The sequence below is a fragment of the Paenibacillus gyeongsangnamensis genome, from assembly GCF_027533625.1.
Lineage (GTDB): Bacteria > Bacillota > Bacilli > Paenibacillales > NBRC-103111 > Paenibacillus_G > Paenibacillus_G gyeongsangnamensis.
The window spans coordinates 238,410-254,057 of record NZ_JAQAGZ010000011.1 but is presented as its reverse complement, the minus strand read 5'-3'; the positions used below and the strand labels follow the sequence as shown (position 1 = coordinate 254,057).

Sequence of the window (15,648 nt, the reverse complement as noted above, 5' to 3'; positions counted from 1 at the left end):
CTTGCGGCCGCGCTGGCACCGCTGGCGCGCCTCGGCAGCGCCGAGGCTGCGGCCGCCGCGGAGCCGGCTGCGCCGCCGGCGCCGGAGCGCGCCGAGCCGTGGCTCGACGCGCTCGAGCCGCAGCTGCTGGCGGCGCAGGCGCAGCACGCGGGCCGAGCTGCGGCGCTGCGGCGGCTGCAGGCGCTGGCTGCGCAGCGCAGGGTGCACGCCGCCGCCGGCGAAGCGCTGCAGCAGCGCTGGCGCGGCTGGCTGCGCGAGCTGGCGCTGCCCGCGGCGGCGAGCCCGGACGCGGCGTTGGAGCTGCTGCAGGTTGCGGAGCAGGCGCTTGGCCAGCTCGAGCGGCGCCGCCGCCAGCGGGCAAAGCGCGAGGCGCTGGAGCGGACGGCGGCGGCGTATGAGGCCGCCGTGGCGCAGCGCCTCGGCAGCGCCGCCGCGCACCGGCCGGGTCCCGCGCTGAAGGCGTGGCAGGCGGCGCGCGACGCGCAGCTGGCCCGGGAGCGGCAGCGCGAGCTGGACGCCGGGCGCCGGGCGGAGCTGGAGCGGCAGGCGGCCCTGGCCGCGCAGCAGCTCCGGCAAGCGGAGGCGCGGGCGGCGGAGCTGCTGCGCGAAGCGGGCGCGGACGGCGAGGAGACGCTGCGGCGGCTCCATCGGCAGGCGCTGCGGCGGAAGGAGCTGCTCGCCGAGCTGCGGCAAGAGGAGCTCGCCGTGGAAGCCTGGGTCGGCGAGCTTTCCGCGGAGCAGCTGGATGAAGCGCTCCAAGGCGGCAGCGAAGCCTCTTTCCAGCAGCGGCTGGACGATCTGGAACGAAGCGAAGCGGAGCTGCTGGAACGAATGGAAGCCTGCCGCGAGCAGCGAAGCCGGGTCCGGCTCGAGATCGAGCGGATCGAGGAAGGCGGCGACCACGCGGAGAAGCTTCAGCGGGTGCAGGAACGCAAAGCGGAGCTGATGACGCTGGTGAAGCGGTGGGCGGTGCTGTCGCTGAGCGGCACGCTGCTGGCCCGGACGAAGCGGCTTTACGAGCAGGACAAACAACCCTCCGTGATGCGGAGGGCTTCGGACTATTTTGAAGAGATGACGGCAGGCCGGTTCAAGCGGATCGTCGCTCCGCTCGGGGAGCAGCGCGTCCTGGCCGAGCGGAGCACGGGGGAATGGGTTGAGCCGGCGCAGCTCAGCCGCGGGACCGCCGAGCAAATGTATCTGTGCATCCGCTTCGCGCTCGTCGATGAAGTGGCGGCGTCGGGCATCCGGATGCCGCTCATGATCGACGACCTGTTCGTCAATTTCGACGATGAACGGCTGGCGCACGGCATGTCGCTGCTTGCTGCGATAGCGAAAAGGCATCAGCTTCTCCTCTTTACTTGTCATCACCATGTGCGGGACGCGTTCATCCGTCAATTTTCCGGCGACGCCGTGATCCGCATCTGAATAAGCGTTACAGCGCCGCCAGACGGATGACGACAATCCCGAGGAGCGCAAGCAAGAGGCCGCCCGTTTCGAGGCGGCTGAATTTTTCTTTCAGCACTAGCCGCGCGTAGAGGAGAACGATCACCACATTGCTTGCGATGACGACCGAGACAAGGCCCGTCATGCCAAGCTTAAAGGCCGGCAGCACCAGCATCATGCCGCATACGTTCGAGATGCCGACCGCCATCCCCCAGAGCAGCGTTCGCTTCGGCGTCCAAAACACCCGTTCTATCTCGATGCCGCCGCGCTGACTTGCTCCGTTCCCGTCCCCGGATCCGCCTTGCCGCCTTGTCTCAGCGGCTGCGGCTGTTTCCCTCGAGGACGCCGTCAGCAAGGCACGGGTCCGGCGCTCCCGCACCTGCCCCATTCCCCAGGAGGCGCCGAACAGCGCCGTCCCTGCGCCGTACATTACAATGAGCGTCGGCAGATTCGCTGCGCCGGACAGCGTAGCGGCCTTGCTCGTCAGGTCCGTCAGACCGAAGAAGAGCATGGTCAGCACGCCCCATCCCGCTCCCTGCAGGTTCTTTAGCGACAAGTCATTCGAATAGCGGATCAGCATCAGCCCGGCAAGAATGACGAGAAAAGCGGCGGTCTGCCAACCGTTCAGCTTTTCCCCCCATAATCCGAACGCCAACAGGACAACGACGACTGGAGGCAGGGCGGTGAACATCGCGATGAGCGAGGTTTTGCCTACGCTGTAGCCTTTATACATCGAGGCGTTGGCGATGAACGAGAACAATCCCATGAGCGCTCCGATCCAGACGGCCCCGGTCCAGGGCTGGCGATAAGCGGCGTTTACCGCGAGCGCGATGAGCGTACCGGATAAATAAACGCCGAACAGCAGCAGATTGCGATTAATCGGCCGCCTGGACGTCCATTGGTACAAAATGCCCCTCAGCCCGAAGCACAAAGCCGAGGCGGCTGCAAATACGAACCACATGAGATCATTCTCCCGTCTTACGATATCCCAAAAATAGTGGCAGCTTCCGCTGTCAGATTGAACCGGCCTTTTCCCGGCAAGCTGAGGCCTTCGCTTGCTTGCATGGCTGGAAGTCGTTATTCCTCATAAATCATCTTGACAGTCATGCCTCCGTCGATGACGAAGTTCTGCCCGGTAATAAATCCGGCCTGCTCCGAGCTTAAATACAGGCAAGCCGCGGCGATATCGTCAGGCGTTCCGACGCGTCCCACCGGATGCTGGAGCCGGTCTCTTTCGGAATGTACCGGCGTTTCGCGCTTCGAAGTTTTCTGCCAGTCCCGCGTTTCGATCCATCCCGGACTAACGGCGTTCACGCGAATGCCGAAGGGGCCGAGACTGACCGCCATCGCGTGGGTCAGGGCGAGCAGGCCGCCTTTGGAGGCGGAATAGGCTTCCGTATCCGGCTCCGACATGAGCGCCCGGGTGGAGGACATGTTGATGATCGAGCCGGTGCCTTGGCGCTTCATGAGCCGGGCCGCCAGCTGAGAGCAGGCGAAGGATCCGCGGAGATTGACGCCCAGCACCTCGTCGAATCGGGCCAAGGGCAGATCGAGCATGGAGCAGCCGCGGCCGATCCCGGCATTATTGACGAGGACATCCACTCGCCCGAGCTCTTCCTCGATCAGCTTGAAAAAGCGGACCACATCTTCCTCCCGTCCCACATCGGTGTGGACGAACATCGCTTTTCCGCCGGAACGGCGGATATCCTGCACGAGCTCGGAGCCTGCTTCTTTATCGGTATCGGCCGCGGCGATTTCGTATCCCGCTCTTGCGAAATGCAGCGAGACCGCTCTGCCGATGCCTTGCGCTCCGCCTGTAACAGCAGCCACTTTGCGCATGAGATTCATCTCCCCGCCTGAATAGGCCATTGCTTTTTTTTGAGTATATCGAATAGTATTATAGTAACACAAGTGCCGGAGGACTTCGTCTATGGATCCGAATTCGCGGGTTCCTCGTGAAATTACATACCGAATTGGCTGGAAGCGCGGCCGTATGATCCCGCACGATCCCCTTGAGCCTCTCGAGAGCGGGGGGCCGTCCGAGCCGCCGAAAACGATCTCCCCCTGGGAGCGGATCAACCGGAGCGCCGTATGGAAGACCGTCCCCTTAGGGGAAGGACGGTTTGTTCTGATGGCGGCGGCAGTGCTTCCGGCGCTGCTGTTCGCCATGTTCCTCTGGATGGTGTATGAGCTGGCCCGATGGGCATAAGCCGTCCATTGAAGTTAAACTCATCTGGGAAGGGATGGATCGAATGCTGATGTTGTTTGCCGTTCTGGGCGGGATCATCGGACTTGCCGTTACCGGCTCGGCGGTACTGCTGGCGTGGACGCTCTATTCCCGCAGAGGGAGTAACCCGGCGCCAGGGGCGGTCAGCGGATTGGCCGCAGCGAAGGAGCCCCCGTATTGGATGGAGGCGGCTCCGTATCTGCTTCGCTGGACAGTGTTCGATTACGCTTTGATCGTTCTGTTCGCCATCGGCGGCATGCTGCTGTTTACCGATCTGATCGCGGTCCTCCGGGACGCGGAGCTGTACCCGCCATATCATTATCCGTATTTGCTCTGCGGCTTTGTATTTACGGCGGCGGGGATGCTGATGCAGTTTGTGAGGCTGGCCGTAACGTTAGCTCTGGTTCGGCGGGGCCGGCCGGTCCTGACGCCAGACCATCATGACCATCCAGGCCATGCTGAGCATCCCGAACAAGGGATATAAGAACGAGATCAGCGTCTTGAAGCCGATCTGACTGACAGCGTAGCTCAGCAGCAGCACGATCGGGATAAGGATATGGTAGGGAAGCTTCGTGCGCTGTTCAAGCTGAAGCGTCAGACCGTAAATATCGGCCAGAAACGTTGTGAAGATTTCGCCGTAAATGACCAGAATGAACAGCAGTTGCACACCGAAGCTCATTCCTTTTAAGAGCTGTCCCATCGGAATATCGAAATTTGCAATGCCCGGCATATGGGCCGACAAGGCAAAATGCCCCGCCAGCAGCATCAGTCCGATGCCGACACCGCCGCAAATCCCTCCCCAAACCAGCACGCCCCGTTCACCGATTCTGACGGCCAGCGGCACGAGCACGGCTTGCGCCATTGCCAGGTTGAAGGCGGCATAGAGGAAGGGCGCAAACCAAATGCGTTGGATGCTGTAACCGGATTCCAGTACGAGCCAGTTCGTCGCCCCCGGCGCGCCTATTGATTGCCAGACGGCCAAGAAGCTAAAGAAGACCATTAACGGGACGACGATCGAATTGACGGCCATGATGGCGTCCATTCCTTTGATTAGCAGCACGTAAGAGAGCAGCAGCGTGAACAAGAGGCCGCTCTGAGCCGGCAGGTGCAGCTGTTCCGAGAACACCGAGCCCGTGCCTGCCAGCATGACCGTCGTGACGCCGAAGAGGGTAATCATCGTAAACAGGCTCACCCACTTGCCGACGTTCCGGCCGAAGAGCAGCGCGTTGAGATCCTCGTAAGATTTGGCGCCCGCCTCCTGAGCGAGAAGCATCAGCTTAATGCCCAAGAGGACGAAGAGGGCGCTGGCGATGCCGATCGTGAGTGTAGCCATCCATCCGTATCGGGTGAAAAATTGCAAAATTTCTTGACCGGTGGCGAACCCCGCGCCGACAACCGTTCCTACATAGGTGAAGCTGACCTGCGCGATGCTTCCCCATCTTTTCATCGGAATCCGCTTCCCCCTCCAAAGCTTGTATACTTATGCCTATGAAATACGGCCAAGCCTCATGACTCCAACTTGGGAATTCAAGCGGTTTCTGTTACAATGTAGGAGACTTGCCCGCTTTTTTATCGCATCGCATCAATTGGGATAAACGCGCTGTCCGGCGGCAAGGGCCGCGAAGCCGGTTATCTTGGTCGCAAAATTCTTCTTGGAGTGTGGCTCGGTGGAACAGCTTGTGCAATTAATTGATCAATACGGTTATATCGCCTTATACGGTTTGCTGGCGCTTGGCATCGTGGGCCTCCCCGTGCCGGACGAAATTCTAATGACGACAGTCGGCTCGCTAACTGCAGGATTGGATCCGCTGCTGACTTACAGCACCTCCTTGATTGTGAGCTTCGCCGGCGCCATGACGGGGATGCTGGTCAGTTATTTCCTGGGACACACGGTTGGCAAGCCCTTCTTATACAAGTTCGGCAAGTGGGTCAAGCTTACGCCGGACCGGCTCAGCGTAGCGGAGCGCTGGTTTCATAAATACGGGCTGTGGGCGGTCGTATTCGGCTACTATGTCCCGGGCGTTCGCCATTTCACTTGCTATTTATCGGGTGTCAGCAACGTCAAGCTGTGGCGGTACCTGCTGTATGCCGGGACGGGGGGGCTGGTATGGTGCGCGACCTTCTTGACGCTCGGTCATGTGATCGGAGCCAACGCACCTGCAATCATGCAGGCGGTCCACCATTATATGGGCATCAGCCTGACGATTATTGCGGTTGTTGTTCTTATTCTGATTTATTTATATTGGCGTTTTCGGAAACGCCCGCTGGTGTAAACGCTGACTGAATAACGATCGGGGCTCAAGCTCGAGGCTTATCCGGTTCCTTGTACTTATTATAATGGACCGGGTAAGCCTTTTTCGGCTTGGAGGGGCGCTGGTACTCGTCCAGGATAAACGGCTACGCCATCCTTGTCTTACAAGGACCAGCGCGTTTATCAAGGTTGATGCGAAGCTATAAGCCCGCGAAAAACTTATAAATTCTTATCAACTCAAAAAAAAATCACGCCCGTCCCGTTGGGACGAACGTGATTACCGTTCGCGCAGCCGTTACTCCGCGAACAATTTGATTGAATTGACCTTCTGCGTTTTCGGGTCGATATCCAGCTTAAGAACGGCGCCAGATGCTTTATAAGTCATCACGAGGGTCGTGTTGCTGTCCGGCTTGCCGAGCGCCTTCGATACTTCGCCGGCCGGATCGCCGAGCTTCAGACCGCCGAGACCCGGGTCGAGGTCGGGACTGCGGACATCAATGAACTGCAGTTGATTCTTGGTGTTAAAGCCGACGAGAAAGTCGCCGTAATCGTAAACCGTCAGCGGATCCGCATCTTCATCCATCGTGAATTGGTCCTTCGGTTTGCCGAATTTGCTTCTGATCTCTGCGGCATCGGTCTTAAGCGAAAGACCGAGGAGGGTCGGCTTCGCCTCCGTATACGGCGATTTGATATCGATCTTCGGTTTATTCTGAACGGACTTGCCGCTTCCATCCTCCGGACTTGCGTTCTTCGAGTCGGAGCTTGCCGTAGCCAGCTTGTTGTTATCGGCCGTTTGAGGGACGGCGGGAGCCGGAACGGAAGGGTCGAGCACCGTTTCCTTCGGCATCTCCGGCGCCTGTGTCAATATAGTGACGGCCGGCTCCTGCACCGGTTCCTTATGTAGATCAGTCTGAGCTGCTGGCTTGCTCTGGCAGCCGGCAGCGAATATCATTAAGATAGCAGCGGACAAGAATCCGATGAACGCCTTTTTTGTTCTCATCCCGAAAGCTTCCTTTCCTTATCTAAAATGCTCTGTGGCAACCTTACTAATCATACTCCGTCCCGGCTTCGTTCTCAAAGGCCAAATTAGGGCAAATCCGGTCGAAATGTATGAAAATTGCTCGTTGTTATTTTCATTTGGCTGTGTTTATTCCGCGCTGCCTTATTTTTTTCCACTTTAACCTTATCTACCCTTATAGACGGTTTTGCAAGCAGAAGGTTGCGGAAACTTTAACAATACTGCAAAAGATGGTACTTGAAACCTACTTCGCCGTTATGATAAGTTTACGAAAAAGGATTCGGAAGCGGAGGCTCGAACGTATGGAGTTATTGAAAGACAGAATCAGAGAAGTCGGCGTCATCGTCTCGGACGAGGTGATTAAGCTGGACGCGATCTTGAATCACGCGGTGGATCCGGTGCTGACGACGGCCATGGGCCGGGAATTTGCAAGGCTGTACCGCGAGGAGCAGGTCACCAAAATCTTAACGATCGAATCGTCAGGCATCCCGATCGCTTTTGCCGCAGCGCAGGAGCTGGGGGTTCCTCTAGTATTCGCCCGCCGGAAGAAGACGCTCAACACCGATACGGAGACGTTCTGCGAGCGCGTGCCTTCCTTTACGAAGGGGATCGTGACCGATATTATGGTGTCCAAGGAATTTCTGAGCGAGAACGACCGTGTCGTGCTGATCGACGATTTCATTGCGAACGGGGACGCGGCCCGCGGCCTCATCCGCATTATCCGCCGCTCCGGCGCCGTCCTGCTGGGTCTCGGCATCGCGGTGGAGAAATCGTTTCAGGCCGGCGGCCGTACGATCCGGGAATCCGGGATCCGCGTGGAGTCGCTGGTGAAGATCGCTTCGCTCTCCGGAGGTCGGATCGAATTTGAATAACAGGAAATGCCGGGCGGCTCTCTCGTCAAAAGCCTTCCCTCCGAAAGCATTTTCCTTTATAATGGACATAAGCGATAACGTACAGACGTGCAGCCGTTTTCCGCGAATGACTTGAGGGAGGTGCATCTTGCATGGGGAAAGAGATACCGGTGGATTTTTTTACAACGAAATTAAATGAGGCTAAGGTTCACTTTGAGCGCGCCCTTGATTGTAAACATACGGATTTCGATGATCTGTATCCTTATATGATCGAGCACCCTCAATTTTTCTGGTACAAAAGATATGTTGCATGGTCGGAGCTCTTGACCGTGGTGAAGCTTTGCAAGGAGCTGGATATCGCTTGGGAACCTCAATTCTCCCAGCAGCAGATCGATTATATCAGTAAACGGGTCATGTCCAGTAAAGTGCTTGACTATTGGTTTGAAACGAACGATTCCCGCGAACATGTCGGTTAATCTTGAAGAATAACAAACCTGTACCTGTCCCTTCGGGCGGGTGCAGGTTTTTTTTTGGTTGATAAGAATGTATAAGTTTTCGTAGCTTATTGCTTCGCATCAACCTTGGTAAACGCGCTGGTCCTTGTAAGACAAGGACGGCGTAGCCGTTTATCCTGGCTGCGCACGAGTGTAGGTTCGCTCTTGACGCGGAATGGCTCCGATAAGGAATGTTGCGATTCCTGAACCTTCCTTGGTCGCGGCGCATTTGTTTATTGTATCCCTCATATGGTGTACCATAATATCTAAAATAAGCCGGCAGGAGGCTGGAACATAGATGATTACAGAAGAACAGCTGGATCGGTACCGCCAAGACGGAACGCTGCTGCGGGTGATCCGGGACGCGGACCGCGCCAATGACGTGAAGGGCTTCGTCGTCGCCTGGGACGACCGCTCGGTACTGATCCGCAAGCCGAACCGGCGGGTGGTCACGCTGGACAGGAGCTATTGCTATCAGCCCTTCAGCGAACCGCGAGCGGAGCTGTGGCCGCTGGAAAACGAGTAGGCCGGGATGGAATGGACGGCTACTGCAATTGAAGGACTGCGCTTCGGCTACGCGGACCACGGTTCCCAAAGCTACTATTTGGTGCAGAATGAGCGGCCTATGCGAACGCTGAATTCCTCGATGTGGGGGGAGGGCTTCGGAAGCCATCTTCAGCTCATGAACCGGCAGGTGGACAAGTCGTATCACTGCGATGATCCGCTTCAAGAAATGCACCGGTTTATGGAGGAGTCCGGCCTGAAACCCGAGCATACGGCGGCGCTGCTCACGGCTGCGGATTTACGGGACCGGGCGGCAGCAGAATGGCGGGTGGACGAAGAAACGCTGGTCTGCACCTGGAGTACGGCGGGGCTCGGAAACAAGGCGCGGGCCGGAGTCCGGCCGGCCGGGTCCCCGCTGTACCCGGGGACTATCAATATCATTGTCGTTGTGGACGGAAGCCTGATGGATGCCGCCTTCGTGAATGCGGTCATCACCGCTACCGAAGCGAAAGCCGCCGCCCTGCAGGAGCTGGGAGTGCGGCTGACGGACTCCGGTCAGACCGCGACCGGTACGACGACGGATGCGGTGCTTGTCGCCGCGACGGGAAGAGGCGCCGCATTTCGTTATGCGGGCACGGCGACAAGGCTCGGCTACGCCATCGGGCGAACCGTATTCGACACGGTGCTGCAGTCGGGAAGGCGGTATTTGGATCGGACCGGTTCCAAGGAAGGCGATTAAGGGGGGAGCTTTTGGGGTAATCTGTTAAGAAAATGCTCTTAAGGAGAATACAACGCATGCATTCCATCATTCCATTGGAACCGAATTATGTGCTTCGGATCCGTTCGGAGGCATCAGGGATGAGCGGGGAAATAATTATGTTGAGCGCGGCTGGACAAGCGGAGACGCATCTGTTCGATGCGCCCCTCCAGGAATCGTCCGAAGCTCTCGTAGCCTGGTCCCGCCGCGCCCTGCAAGCTTACCGGGAAGGCTAAAGGTCAGCTCCGGAACAGGGAGATCAGCACAAGCAATCCGAAGGTAGCCAGCAGGCTGACGAGAACGAAGACAAAGCCGCCCAGCAGGATGAGCAGCCCCGGGAAAACGGCGCTGACGAGCAGCGTAAATCCGAGGCCCCATAAGAGCGCTTTGAACGTCAGCTTCAGCAGGCTCCAGAGCAATAGGGCAAACACGATTCCGCCGGCGATTTGCAGCAGCACCATGAGCGATCTCCTCCTTGTCCCAGTATATGATCTGACTCTGGAAAAGATGTCGGAGCCGCAATTCGTCATCAAAAACCGGTATGCCGCATACAATAAACTCCACCTCATGCTGCGGAAAGGAGTGCGGTCGGATGACAAAACAGGGATCGGCTCTGAAAGGGACCGTCTACGGTGTGCTGCTAACGCTTCCATTCTGGGCGGCGGTCATATGGTTGATTTGCCGTTGAGAGGAGATGGACAGGATAAAAAAAGAAGAGTTCTGGCGCTGCCGTCTCTTCCCGGTACATATTATTCCAAGCCGCTTCCGCCTTTGTTGATCAATTGCCCGTTCTTGAAGGTGAACCTTGCGAGCCCGCCTTCCTTGACTCCCGGATATTCCACGACGAGCGTATAGCCCGGCTGGCCCGGCGTTCCTTCCTCGGTCGTAACGTTGCCGGGGCCGCCAACCGCTTTCTGGACTTCGTCGTAGTTCATGCCGAGGTTCGCTTTGTCAAACTGCGCTTTCGTAAGTTTGACTGCAGGAGCCGCGGCCTTCTTGGCGCCGCCGCAGCCGGTCAAGAGAGCTGACGCGATCAGGACGACAGCTGCAGCTGCGATTATCCGACGTTTTATCATCTTTCCAGGACCTCCGATTTTTTCATTAGTATGCGCCGCCGCGGGAGTATTCCATGCAAGCGGAACGCGGATGCTCTTACTTCAATTCTTCGTTGGCCGGGTCCGAATTTGATGGGTGAAAGCATTTTGAAAAAAATATGAAGAAATTATTTGACATCCGATTCTAACGATGTTATGATACATTTTGTCCCCTCGAGCGAAGGCTTGAGAGATGAAGAATATGCGGTCATGGCGGAATTGGCAGACGCGCTAGATTCAGGTTCTAGTGGTAGCAATACCGTGGAGGTTCGAGTCCTCTTGACCGCACTTCCAACCCAATTTTTTTCTTGTTTTACCCAAGCGGTCGTGGCGGAATTGGCAGACGCGCTAGATTCAGGTTCTAGTGGTGTAACAGCCGTGGAGGTTCGAGTCCTCTCGACCGCATCCCAAAGCAACATATGGAAGGTTTCAGCCAGCAACTGCGGGCCGAAACCTTTTTTAGTTGATAAGAATTTATAAGTTTTCGAAGACTTATAGCTTTGCATCAACCTTGATAAACGCGCTGGTCCTTGTAAGACAAGGACGGCGTAGCCGTTTATACTGGATTCATAAAAACCGATGCGTTGATCCGCGGTTCGATCATTTCGACGCATACGAGAAGGAGAAGGCTAGCAATGGAACTTATTATTCGAAAAGCAGGTACGGGTGATCTGCCCGGCATTCTGGATATTTACAACGAGGCGGTTCTGAATACCGTCGCCACGTTCGACACGGTCCCCCGGACGCTGGAGCAGCAAACCGAGTGGTACGGACAGCATGGAGACGCTTATCCGATACTCGTGGCGGAACGGGAGGGCCGGGTGATCGGTTGGGCTTCCGCGAACCGGTATTCCGACAGACTCGCTTACGCAAGAACCGCCGAGCTGTCGCTTTACATTCATGCGGAGTACCGAGGCCTTGGCCTTGGCAAGCGGCTGCTGGGCCGCATATTGGAGGAAGGCAAATCTGCGGGGCTTCATACCGTGCTTTCGCGCATTGCCGAAGGGAACGACAGCAGCATTCATTTGCACCGCGTCTACGGTTTCGACATGGTCGGCACGATGCGGCAGGTAGGCTACAAATTCGACCGTTTGCTGGATGTCATTATCATGCAGAAGCTGCTGTAAACGGAACCGGTAATATCAGGGGAACGCGCCGGTTGATAAACTGCGCTTCACTTATGCGTACGCTATGGAGCTTGCCTGGGGTCCGGAGCCGGCCGGTGAGAAGCGTTCGGCTTGCCCAGCCTGGCACTGAAGGACGATTCAGAGCCGAAAAACCTTGCAGGACGGCGCTTGACTCGATTTTGCGGTGCCGATATAATGAAGCTTATGAAAAGGCTGGCAATACAAGACGTGCTTGGATGCAGGCACCCCGCAAGCGGGGTGCTTTGTTGCATCGACGGCAGCGCGAAGACTCGTGCTGTCGATGGACAAGGCCGCTGCAGGCTCGCGGCTCCCGGTACGATAACGATAGAGGCGTCGGCAGGACGAAAGGGGTACTTATGTCATGAATGTGAAACAATGGTTGGCTGAACAACTGGCAGGGAAGCTGGAGGGATTGACGGCGGAGACGGTGGCGGAGCTGATCGAATATCCGCCGAATCCGCAGATGGGCGACTTGTCGCTTCCCTGCTTCAAGCTGAGCAAGCAGCTGCGCAAGGCGCCGCAAGCGATAGCCGAGGAGCTGAAGGCGGCATGGGGAGAACAACCGGCCGTGCAGCGGGTGGAAGCGGTGTCCGGCTACTTCAACGTGTTCCTGGAGCCTTCTTCCTTTGCGGCCGGCGTGCTGAACGAAGTGCTGAAGAAGCAGGACCGGTACGGCTCGCAGAACCTCGGTCAGGGCCGGAAGATCGTGCTCGACTTCTCCTCTCCGAATATCGCGAAGACGTTCCATATCGGGCATCTTCGTTCGACGGTGATCGGCAATGCGCTGTACAAGATATTTGAATTTCTTGGCTACAAATCCGTCGGAATCAACCATTTAGGGGACTGGGGAACGCAATTCGGCAAGCTGATCGTCGCTTACAAACTGTGGGGCAATCAGGAGGCCGTGGAGTCGGACGGGATCTCCGAGCTCCAAAGGATCTACATCAAGTTCCATGACGTCGCGGAAGAGAAGCCGGAGCTGGAGGACGAAGCGCGCGCCTGGTTCGTGAAGCTGGAGCAGGGGGATGAGGAAGCACTCAAGCTATGGCGTTGGTTCGTCGACATTTCCCTCAAGGAATTTCAGAAGATGTACGATTTGCTCGGCGTCACGTTCGATTCTTACGCGGGCGAGAGCTTCTATAATGACAAGATGGCCGCTATCGTCGACGAGCTGAAGGAGAAGAGCCTGCTGGAGGAAGACGAGGGCGCCATGCTGGTGCGTCTCGACGAGTATGACATGCCGCCTGCGCTGATGATTAAGAAGGACGGTGGAACGCTCTACCACACCCGCGACGTGACGGCTGCGGTGTACCGCAAACATACGTATGATTTCGAGAAGGCCGTCTACATTACCGATGCCGGCCAGAGCCTCCACTTTAAGCAGTGGTTCAAGGTGATTGAGCTGATGGGCTATGACTGGGCGAATCGGCTCGTACATGTGCCGTTCGGCAAGGTGAGCCTGGAAGGCGCCAAGCTCTCCACACGCAAAGGCAATGTCATCAACCTCGAAGAGCTGCTGACGAAGGCAATCGAGAAAACCCGCGAAATCATCGAACAGAAGAATCCGAACATGGAGAACAAGGATGAGGTGGCCCGCAAGGTCGGCGTAGGCGCCATCATTTTCAACGATCTGAGCAACAACCGGATCAAGGATATCGTATTCTCCTGGGACGAGGCGCTCAACTTCGAAGGCGAAACCGGACCGTACGTGCAATATACCCACGCCCGGGCGTGCAGCGTGCTGCGCAAGGCCGATAGCGCTCCGGCAACAGCGCTTGAGCCGTCGCTCGCGAAGCATCTGTCGGGCAGTGAGGCCATGGGCGTCGTTCGTGAGCTTTACCTGTTCAAGGAACGGGTCGAGCAGGCGATGCATAAACTCGAGCCTTCCATTGTAAGCCGTTATTTGGTGGATCTGGCGCAGAGCTTCAACCGTTTCTATCATGAATGCCCGATTCTGGTGGATGACGCCGAGCTCCGCGCCGCGCGTCTCGCCTTGGTCGAGTGCGTGCGGATTACGCTGAAGAACGGTCTCGCGCTGATCGGTTTGGAAGCCCCTGAGAAGATTTAATACAGGCAAACAAGAACACCCGCAAGCTGCCGGAATTTCCGGCGCTGCGGGTGTTCTTTGTTGTTTGCTATGCAAGCAAAGCAGCGATCGTCCTGCTTCGGCCGGATTACCTGCCGCGGTGTTTCGCTTTGGCCTTCCGAACGGCAAGCTCGCGCTTTCGCACTTTCTCCGCTTCGCGCTCCGCCTTCGACACGATCTTGCGTGCAGCCTTCTGCTGCTCGAGCTCGAGCCTGAGCGCTTCCTGGGCGAAGGCGCAGACGCCTCGGCGCTCCATCTCGCGTACCGCCTCCCGGGCTAGACGCTTCGGGTTTACCCGTTCGCGCCGACGGACTTCTCCGGTTCCGGAATGACGTTTGCGGCAAGCGGTTCATGACCATACTGAATAAGCGAGGTACAGCGATTGGCAAGGAGGAAAAGTATGGCAGCGAGCGGAGAAGATCTGGTTAAATATGTAACGGAACGCGTCGTCGAATATATGGAAACGCCGAAGGCTGTGCGTAAGCAGGTACGCCGGGACCGGCGCATCATGAGGGAGCCGTGGCAGACCCGCTGGTTCGGAATGGTGCCGCTTGCCCTGCGGATGTGGCGGGACCGCTGGCTCCGCAGGAAGTAAATGGTCAAAAAAAAGAAAAGCTTCTCGCTTGGCGGCCGTGCCATAGGCAAGCGGCCGATCAGGAGGGGAAGCTTTTCAATATAGGGAAGAGGAGAAAAACCGAAGGTTAAGGATAATACGAGCCGGTTTCCCGGACGAGCCCGAACGGAAGATACCGGTCGTCATCCTGATAAATACGGAGGAAGCGGTCTCCGCTGGACCATTCGTGATAGCCGTCCACCGGCAAGGGCGTCAGGACGGTACCGCCGTACAGCTCCAGGGCGAAGACGGGCTTTCCGTTCGTCTGAAGCTGCCGTATCACATCCGCATAGTCGGGTTTGGGGGAGGGCTTGCCCTGCACCCAGTTCAGAATCACATACGGATCGAAAGGCTCCGTTTGTCCGCTTGCTATTATAGTATGCTGCGCTTCCGTTTGCGTGAATTTTTTGGATGGTCCGCCGGGATCGAACGCCGGAAGCTTGCTGCTGTCGGAGAAAGGCAGCTCCTCGCCGGTCTTGGCATCCAGATACCATTCCCGGTCGGCTCCTTCCACCGTTACGTGCCACATCGCGTGAAGAGGATCGAAATACAAGCGCTCCGCCAGATAGGAATAATCTAAGAGTTCAAGCCGTACCAAGCTTCGGTACAGCGTCTGCATACTGAATAATGGATATTCACCCTTGCCGTATTCGGACAAACGATAAACGTCCTTGCCGGCGGCATTCAGCACCAGATACCCGATCTCGCGGCCGTTCTTACTGATCAGGATGACCCAACCATGGGTACCCGGACCGAGCGCGTAGCTTGTCCAGGAGGCGTTCTTCCAATCCTCGAAGCCGGATTGCGAGGACAGCTGCACGATCATGCGGTCAGCCGCATCCCGCAAGGAGGGGGACTGGAGATCGGAAGGCACGGCCGGCTGCTTCGAGGTAATAGCCGTTGACTGGTTCGACGCGGTCGAAGCCGGCGGAACGACGTCTGCAGGCCCCTTGCCCTCCGTCATCGAGAGGGGCCAGGCGCTGAGCATACTTGCGAAGAGCAAACCGGCTGCGAGCCTGATAAGCCGGGTCATCGTTGGTTTCATGAATTCACCTGCTTCGCTATATGGGATGGTAGGCTTCGACATGCTGTATGCGCTTGCTGGTGCGTTTATGCCTATATTGTAAAGGCTATGCCGCGAAAAGATTGTTAGAACCTGTAA

20 protein-coding genes, 2 tRNA genes and 1 pseudogene are annotated in these 15,648 nt (G+C 57.4%); 15 read left to right on the top strand and 8 right to left on the bottom strand.

The features are described from left to right. The first annotated feature begins 98 nt into the window (after positions 1-98). Together O9H85_RS18550 and O9H85_RS18545 are read left to right on the top strand one after the other, a co-directional pair. Entirely contained in the window at positions 99-398 is a 300-nt protein-coding gene (locus O9H85_RS18550) for a hypothetical protein (RefSeq protein WP_269882898.1), read from the top strand. 7 nt (positions 399-405) lie between these two features. Further along, positions 406-1,425: an ATP-binding protein gene (locus O9H85_RS18545; protein WP_269882897.1), complete on the top strand. Its 1,020-nt coding sequence runs from the start codon at positions 406-408 to the stop codon at positions 1,423-1,425. A 7-nt stretch (positions 1,426-1,432) separates the two neighbouring features. Here the strand turns inward: O9H85_RS18545 and O9H85_RS18540 are convergent, their stop codons facing one another. Both O9H85_RS18540 and O9H85_RS18535 read right to left on the bottom strand, forming a co-directional pair. Then, positions 1,433-2,404 (bottom strand): EamA family transporter, encoded by a 972-nt coding sequence (locus O9H85_RS18540; protein ID WP_269882896.1) that lies wholly within the window; start codon positions 2,402-2,404, stop codon positions 1,433-1,435. A gap of 116 nt (positions 2,405-2,520) precedes the next feature. After that, positions 2,521-3,282: an SDR family NAD(P)-dependent oxidoreductase gene (locus tag O9H85_RS18535; RefSeq protein ID WP_269882895.1), complete on the bottom strand. Its 762-nt coding sequence runs from the start codon at positions 3,280-3,282 to the stop codon at positions 2,521-2,523. A 91-nt stretch (positions 3,283-3,373) separates the two neighbouring features. Here O9H85_RS18535 and O9H85_RS18530 point away from each other — a divergent pair, with 91 nt between their 5' ends. Together O9H85_RS18530 and O9H85_RS18525 are read left to right on the top strand one after the other, a co-directional pair. After that, entirely contained in the window at positions 3,374-3,652 is a 279-nt protein-coding gene (locus tag O9H85_RS18530; RefSeq protein ID WP_269882894.1) for a hypothetical protein, read from the top strand. Next, complete coding sequence (locus O9H85_RS18525) at positions 3,630-4,154, top strand: hypothetical protein (RefSeq protein ID WP_269882893.1); 525 nt, start codon at positions 3,630-3,632, stop codon at positions 4,152-4,154. The genes O9H85_RS18530 and O9H85_RS18525 overlap by 23 nt, the downstream gene beginning before the upstream one ends. On the opposite strand, the gene O9H85_RS18520 is transcribed toward O9H85_RS18525, so the two are convergent. Beyond that, positions 4,065-5,117 carry a YkvI family membrane protein gene (locus O9H85_RS18520; protein WP_269882892.1) on the bottom strand — a complete coding sequence of 351 codons (1,053 nt, stop codon included), beginning with the start codon at positions 5,115-5,117 and terminating at the stop codon, positions 4,065-4,067. The genes O9H85_RS18525 and O9H85_RS18520 overlap by 90 nt on opposite strands. Positions 5,118-5,337: 220 nt before the next feature. On the opposite strand from O9H85_RS18520, the gene O9H85_RS18515 reads away from it, so the two are divergent. Beyond that, positions 5,338-5,943: a DedA family protein gene (locus O9H85_RS18515; protein WP_269882891.1), complete on the top strand. Its 606-nt coding sequence runs from the start codon at positions 5,338-5,340 to the stop codon at positions 5,941-5,943. A 273-nt stretch (positions 5,944-6,216) separates the two neighbouring features. Here O9H85_RS18515 and O9H85_RS18510 read toward each other — a convergent pair whose 3' ends face one another. Then, positions 6,217-6,921, bottom strand: a complete 705-nt coding sequence (locus tag O9H85_RS18510) for a DUF4309 domain-containing protein (protein ID WP_269882890.1) — start codon at positions 6,919-6,921, stop codon at positions 6,217-6,219. A 320-nt stretch (positions 6,922-7,241) separates the two neighbouring features. On the opposite strand from O9H85_RS18510, the gene O9H85_RS18505 reads away from it, so the two are divergent. The 5 genes from O9H85_RS18505 (at position 7,242) to O9H85_RS18485 (ending at position 9,781) form a co-directional block, all read left to right on the top strand. Next, positions 7,242-7,811 (top strand): xanthine phosphoribosyltransferase, encoded by a 570-nt coding sequence (locus tag O9H85_RS18505; protein ID WP_269882889.1) that lies wholly within the window; start codon positions 7,242-7,244, stop codon positions 7,809-7,811. A gap of 131 nt (positions 7,812-7,942) precedes the next feature. Next, positions 7,943-8,266 carry a hypothetical protein gene (locus O9H85_RS18500; protein WP_269882888.1) on the top strand — a complete coding sequence of 108 codons (324 nt, stop codon included), beginning with the start codon at positions 7,943-7,945 and terminating at the stop codon, positions 8,264-8,266. A gap of 316 nt (positions 8,267-8,582) precedes the next feature. Then, entirely contained in the window at positions 8,583-8,810 is a 228-nt protein-coding gene (locus O9H85_RS18495; protein WP_269882887.1) for a hypothetical protein, read from the top strand. Between the two features lie 6 nt (positions 8,811-8,816). Continuing rightward, positions 8,817-9,527 (top strand): adenosylcobinamide amidohydrolase, encoded by a 711-nt coding sequence (locus tag O9H85_RS18490; protein WP_269882886.1) that lies wholly within the window; start codon positions 8,817-8,819, stop codon positions 9,525-9,527. A gap of 56 nt (positions 9,528-9,583) precedes the next feature. Next, positions 9,584-9,781, top strand: a complete 198-nt coding sequence (locus O9H85_RS18485) for a hypothetical protein (RefSeq protein ID WP_269882885.1) — start codon at positions 9,584-9,586, stop codon at positions 9,779-9,781. Between the two features lie 3 nt (positions 9,782-9,784). Here the strand turns inward: O9H85_RS18485 and O9H85_RS18480 are convergent, their stop codons facing one another. Next, positions 9,785-10,006, bottom strand: a complete 222-nt coding sequence (locus tag O9H85_RS18480; RefSeq protein ID WP_269882884.1) for a hypothetical protein — start codon at positions 10,004-10,006, stop codon at positions 9,785-9,787. Between the two features lie 288 nt (positions 10,007-10,294). Next, positions 10,295-10,621 (bottom strand): hypothetical protein, encoded by a 327-nt coding sequence (locus tag O9H85_RS18475; protein ID WP_269882883.1) that lies wholly within the window; start codon positions 10,619-10,621, stop codon positions 10,295-10,297. 222 nt (positions 10,622-10,843) lie between these two features. Between O9H85_RS18475 and O9H85_RS18470 the strand changes: the two genes are divergently transcribed. From O9H85_RS18470 to argS, 4 genes are all read left to right on the top strand, one after another. Further along, positions 10,844-10,927: transfer RNA gene (locus O9H85_RS18470), tRNA-Leu, on the top strand. A gap of 33 nt (positions 10,928-10,960) precedes the next feature. Next, positions 10,961-11,044, top strand: a tRNA-Leu gene (locus tag O9H85_RS18465). A 230-nt stretch (positions 11,045-11,274) separates the two neighbouring features. Beyond that, a complete protein-coding gene (locus O9H85_RS18460) occupies positions 11,275-11,766 on the top strand; it encodes a GNAT family N-acetyltransferase (RefSeq protein WP_269882882.1) in 492 nt (163 codons plus the stop codon). 382 nt (positions 11,767-12,148) lie between these two features. Continuing rightward, on the top strand, positions 12,149-13,855 hold the full coding sequence (gene argS / locus O9H85_RS18455) for an arginine--tRNA ligase (protein ID WP_269882881.1): 1,707 nt from the start codon (positions 12,149-12,151) through the stop codon (positions 13,853-13,855). 106 nt (positions 13,856-13,961) lie between these two features. Here argS and O9H85_RS18450 read toward each other — a convergent pair. After that, positions 13,962-14,192 (bottom strand): annotated as a pseudogene (locus O9H85_RS18450) (DUF2992 family protein); the annotation flags it as partial. An 81-nt stretch (positions 14,193-14,273) separates the two neighbouring features. Here O9H85_RS18450 and O9H85_RS18445 point away from each other — a divergent pair. Continuing rightward, positions 14,274-14,468, top strand: a complete 195-nt coding sequence (locus O9H85_RS18445) for a YqzE family protein (RefSeq protein WP_269882880.1) — start codon at positions 14,274-14,276, stop codon at positions 14,466-14,468. 106 nt (positions 14,469-14,574) lie between these two features. Here the strand turns inward: O9H85_RS18445 and O9H85_RS18440 are convergent, their stop codons facing one another. Next, positions 14,575-15,531 carry a hypothetical protein gene (locus O9H85_RS18440; protein WP_269882879.1) on the bottom strand — a complete coding sequence of 319 codons (957 nt, stop codon included), beginning with the start codon at positions 15,529-15,531 and terminating at the stop codon, positions 14,575-14,577. Positions 15,532-15,648: the final 117 nt, after the last annotated feature.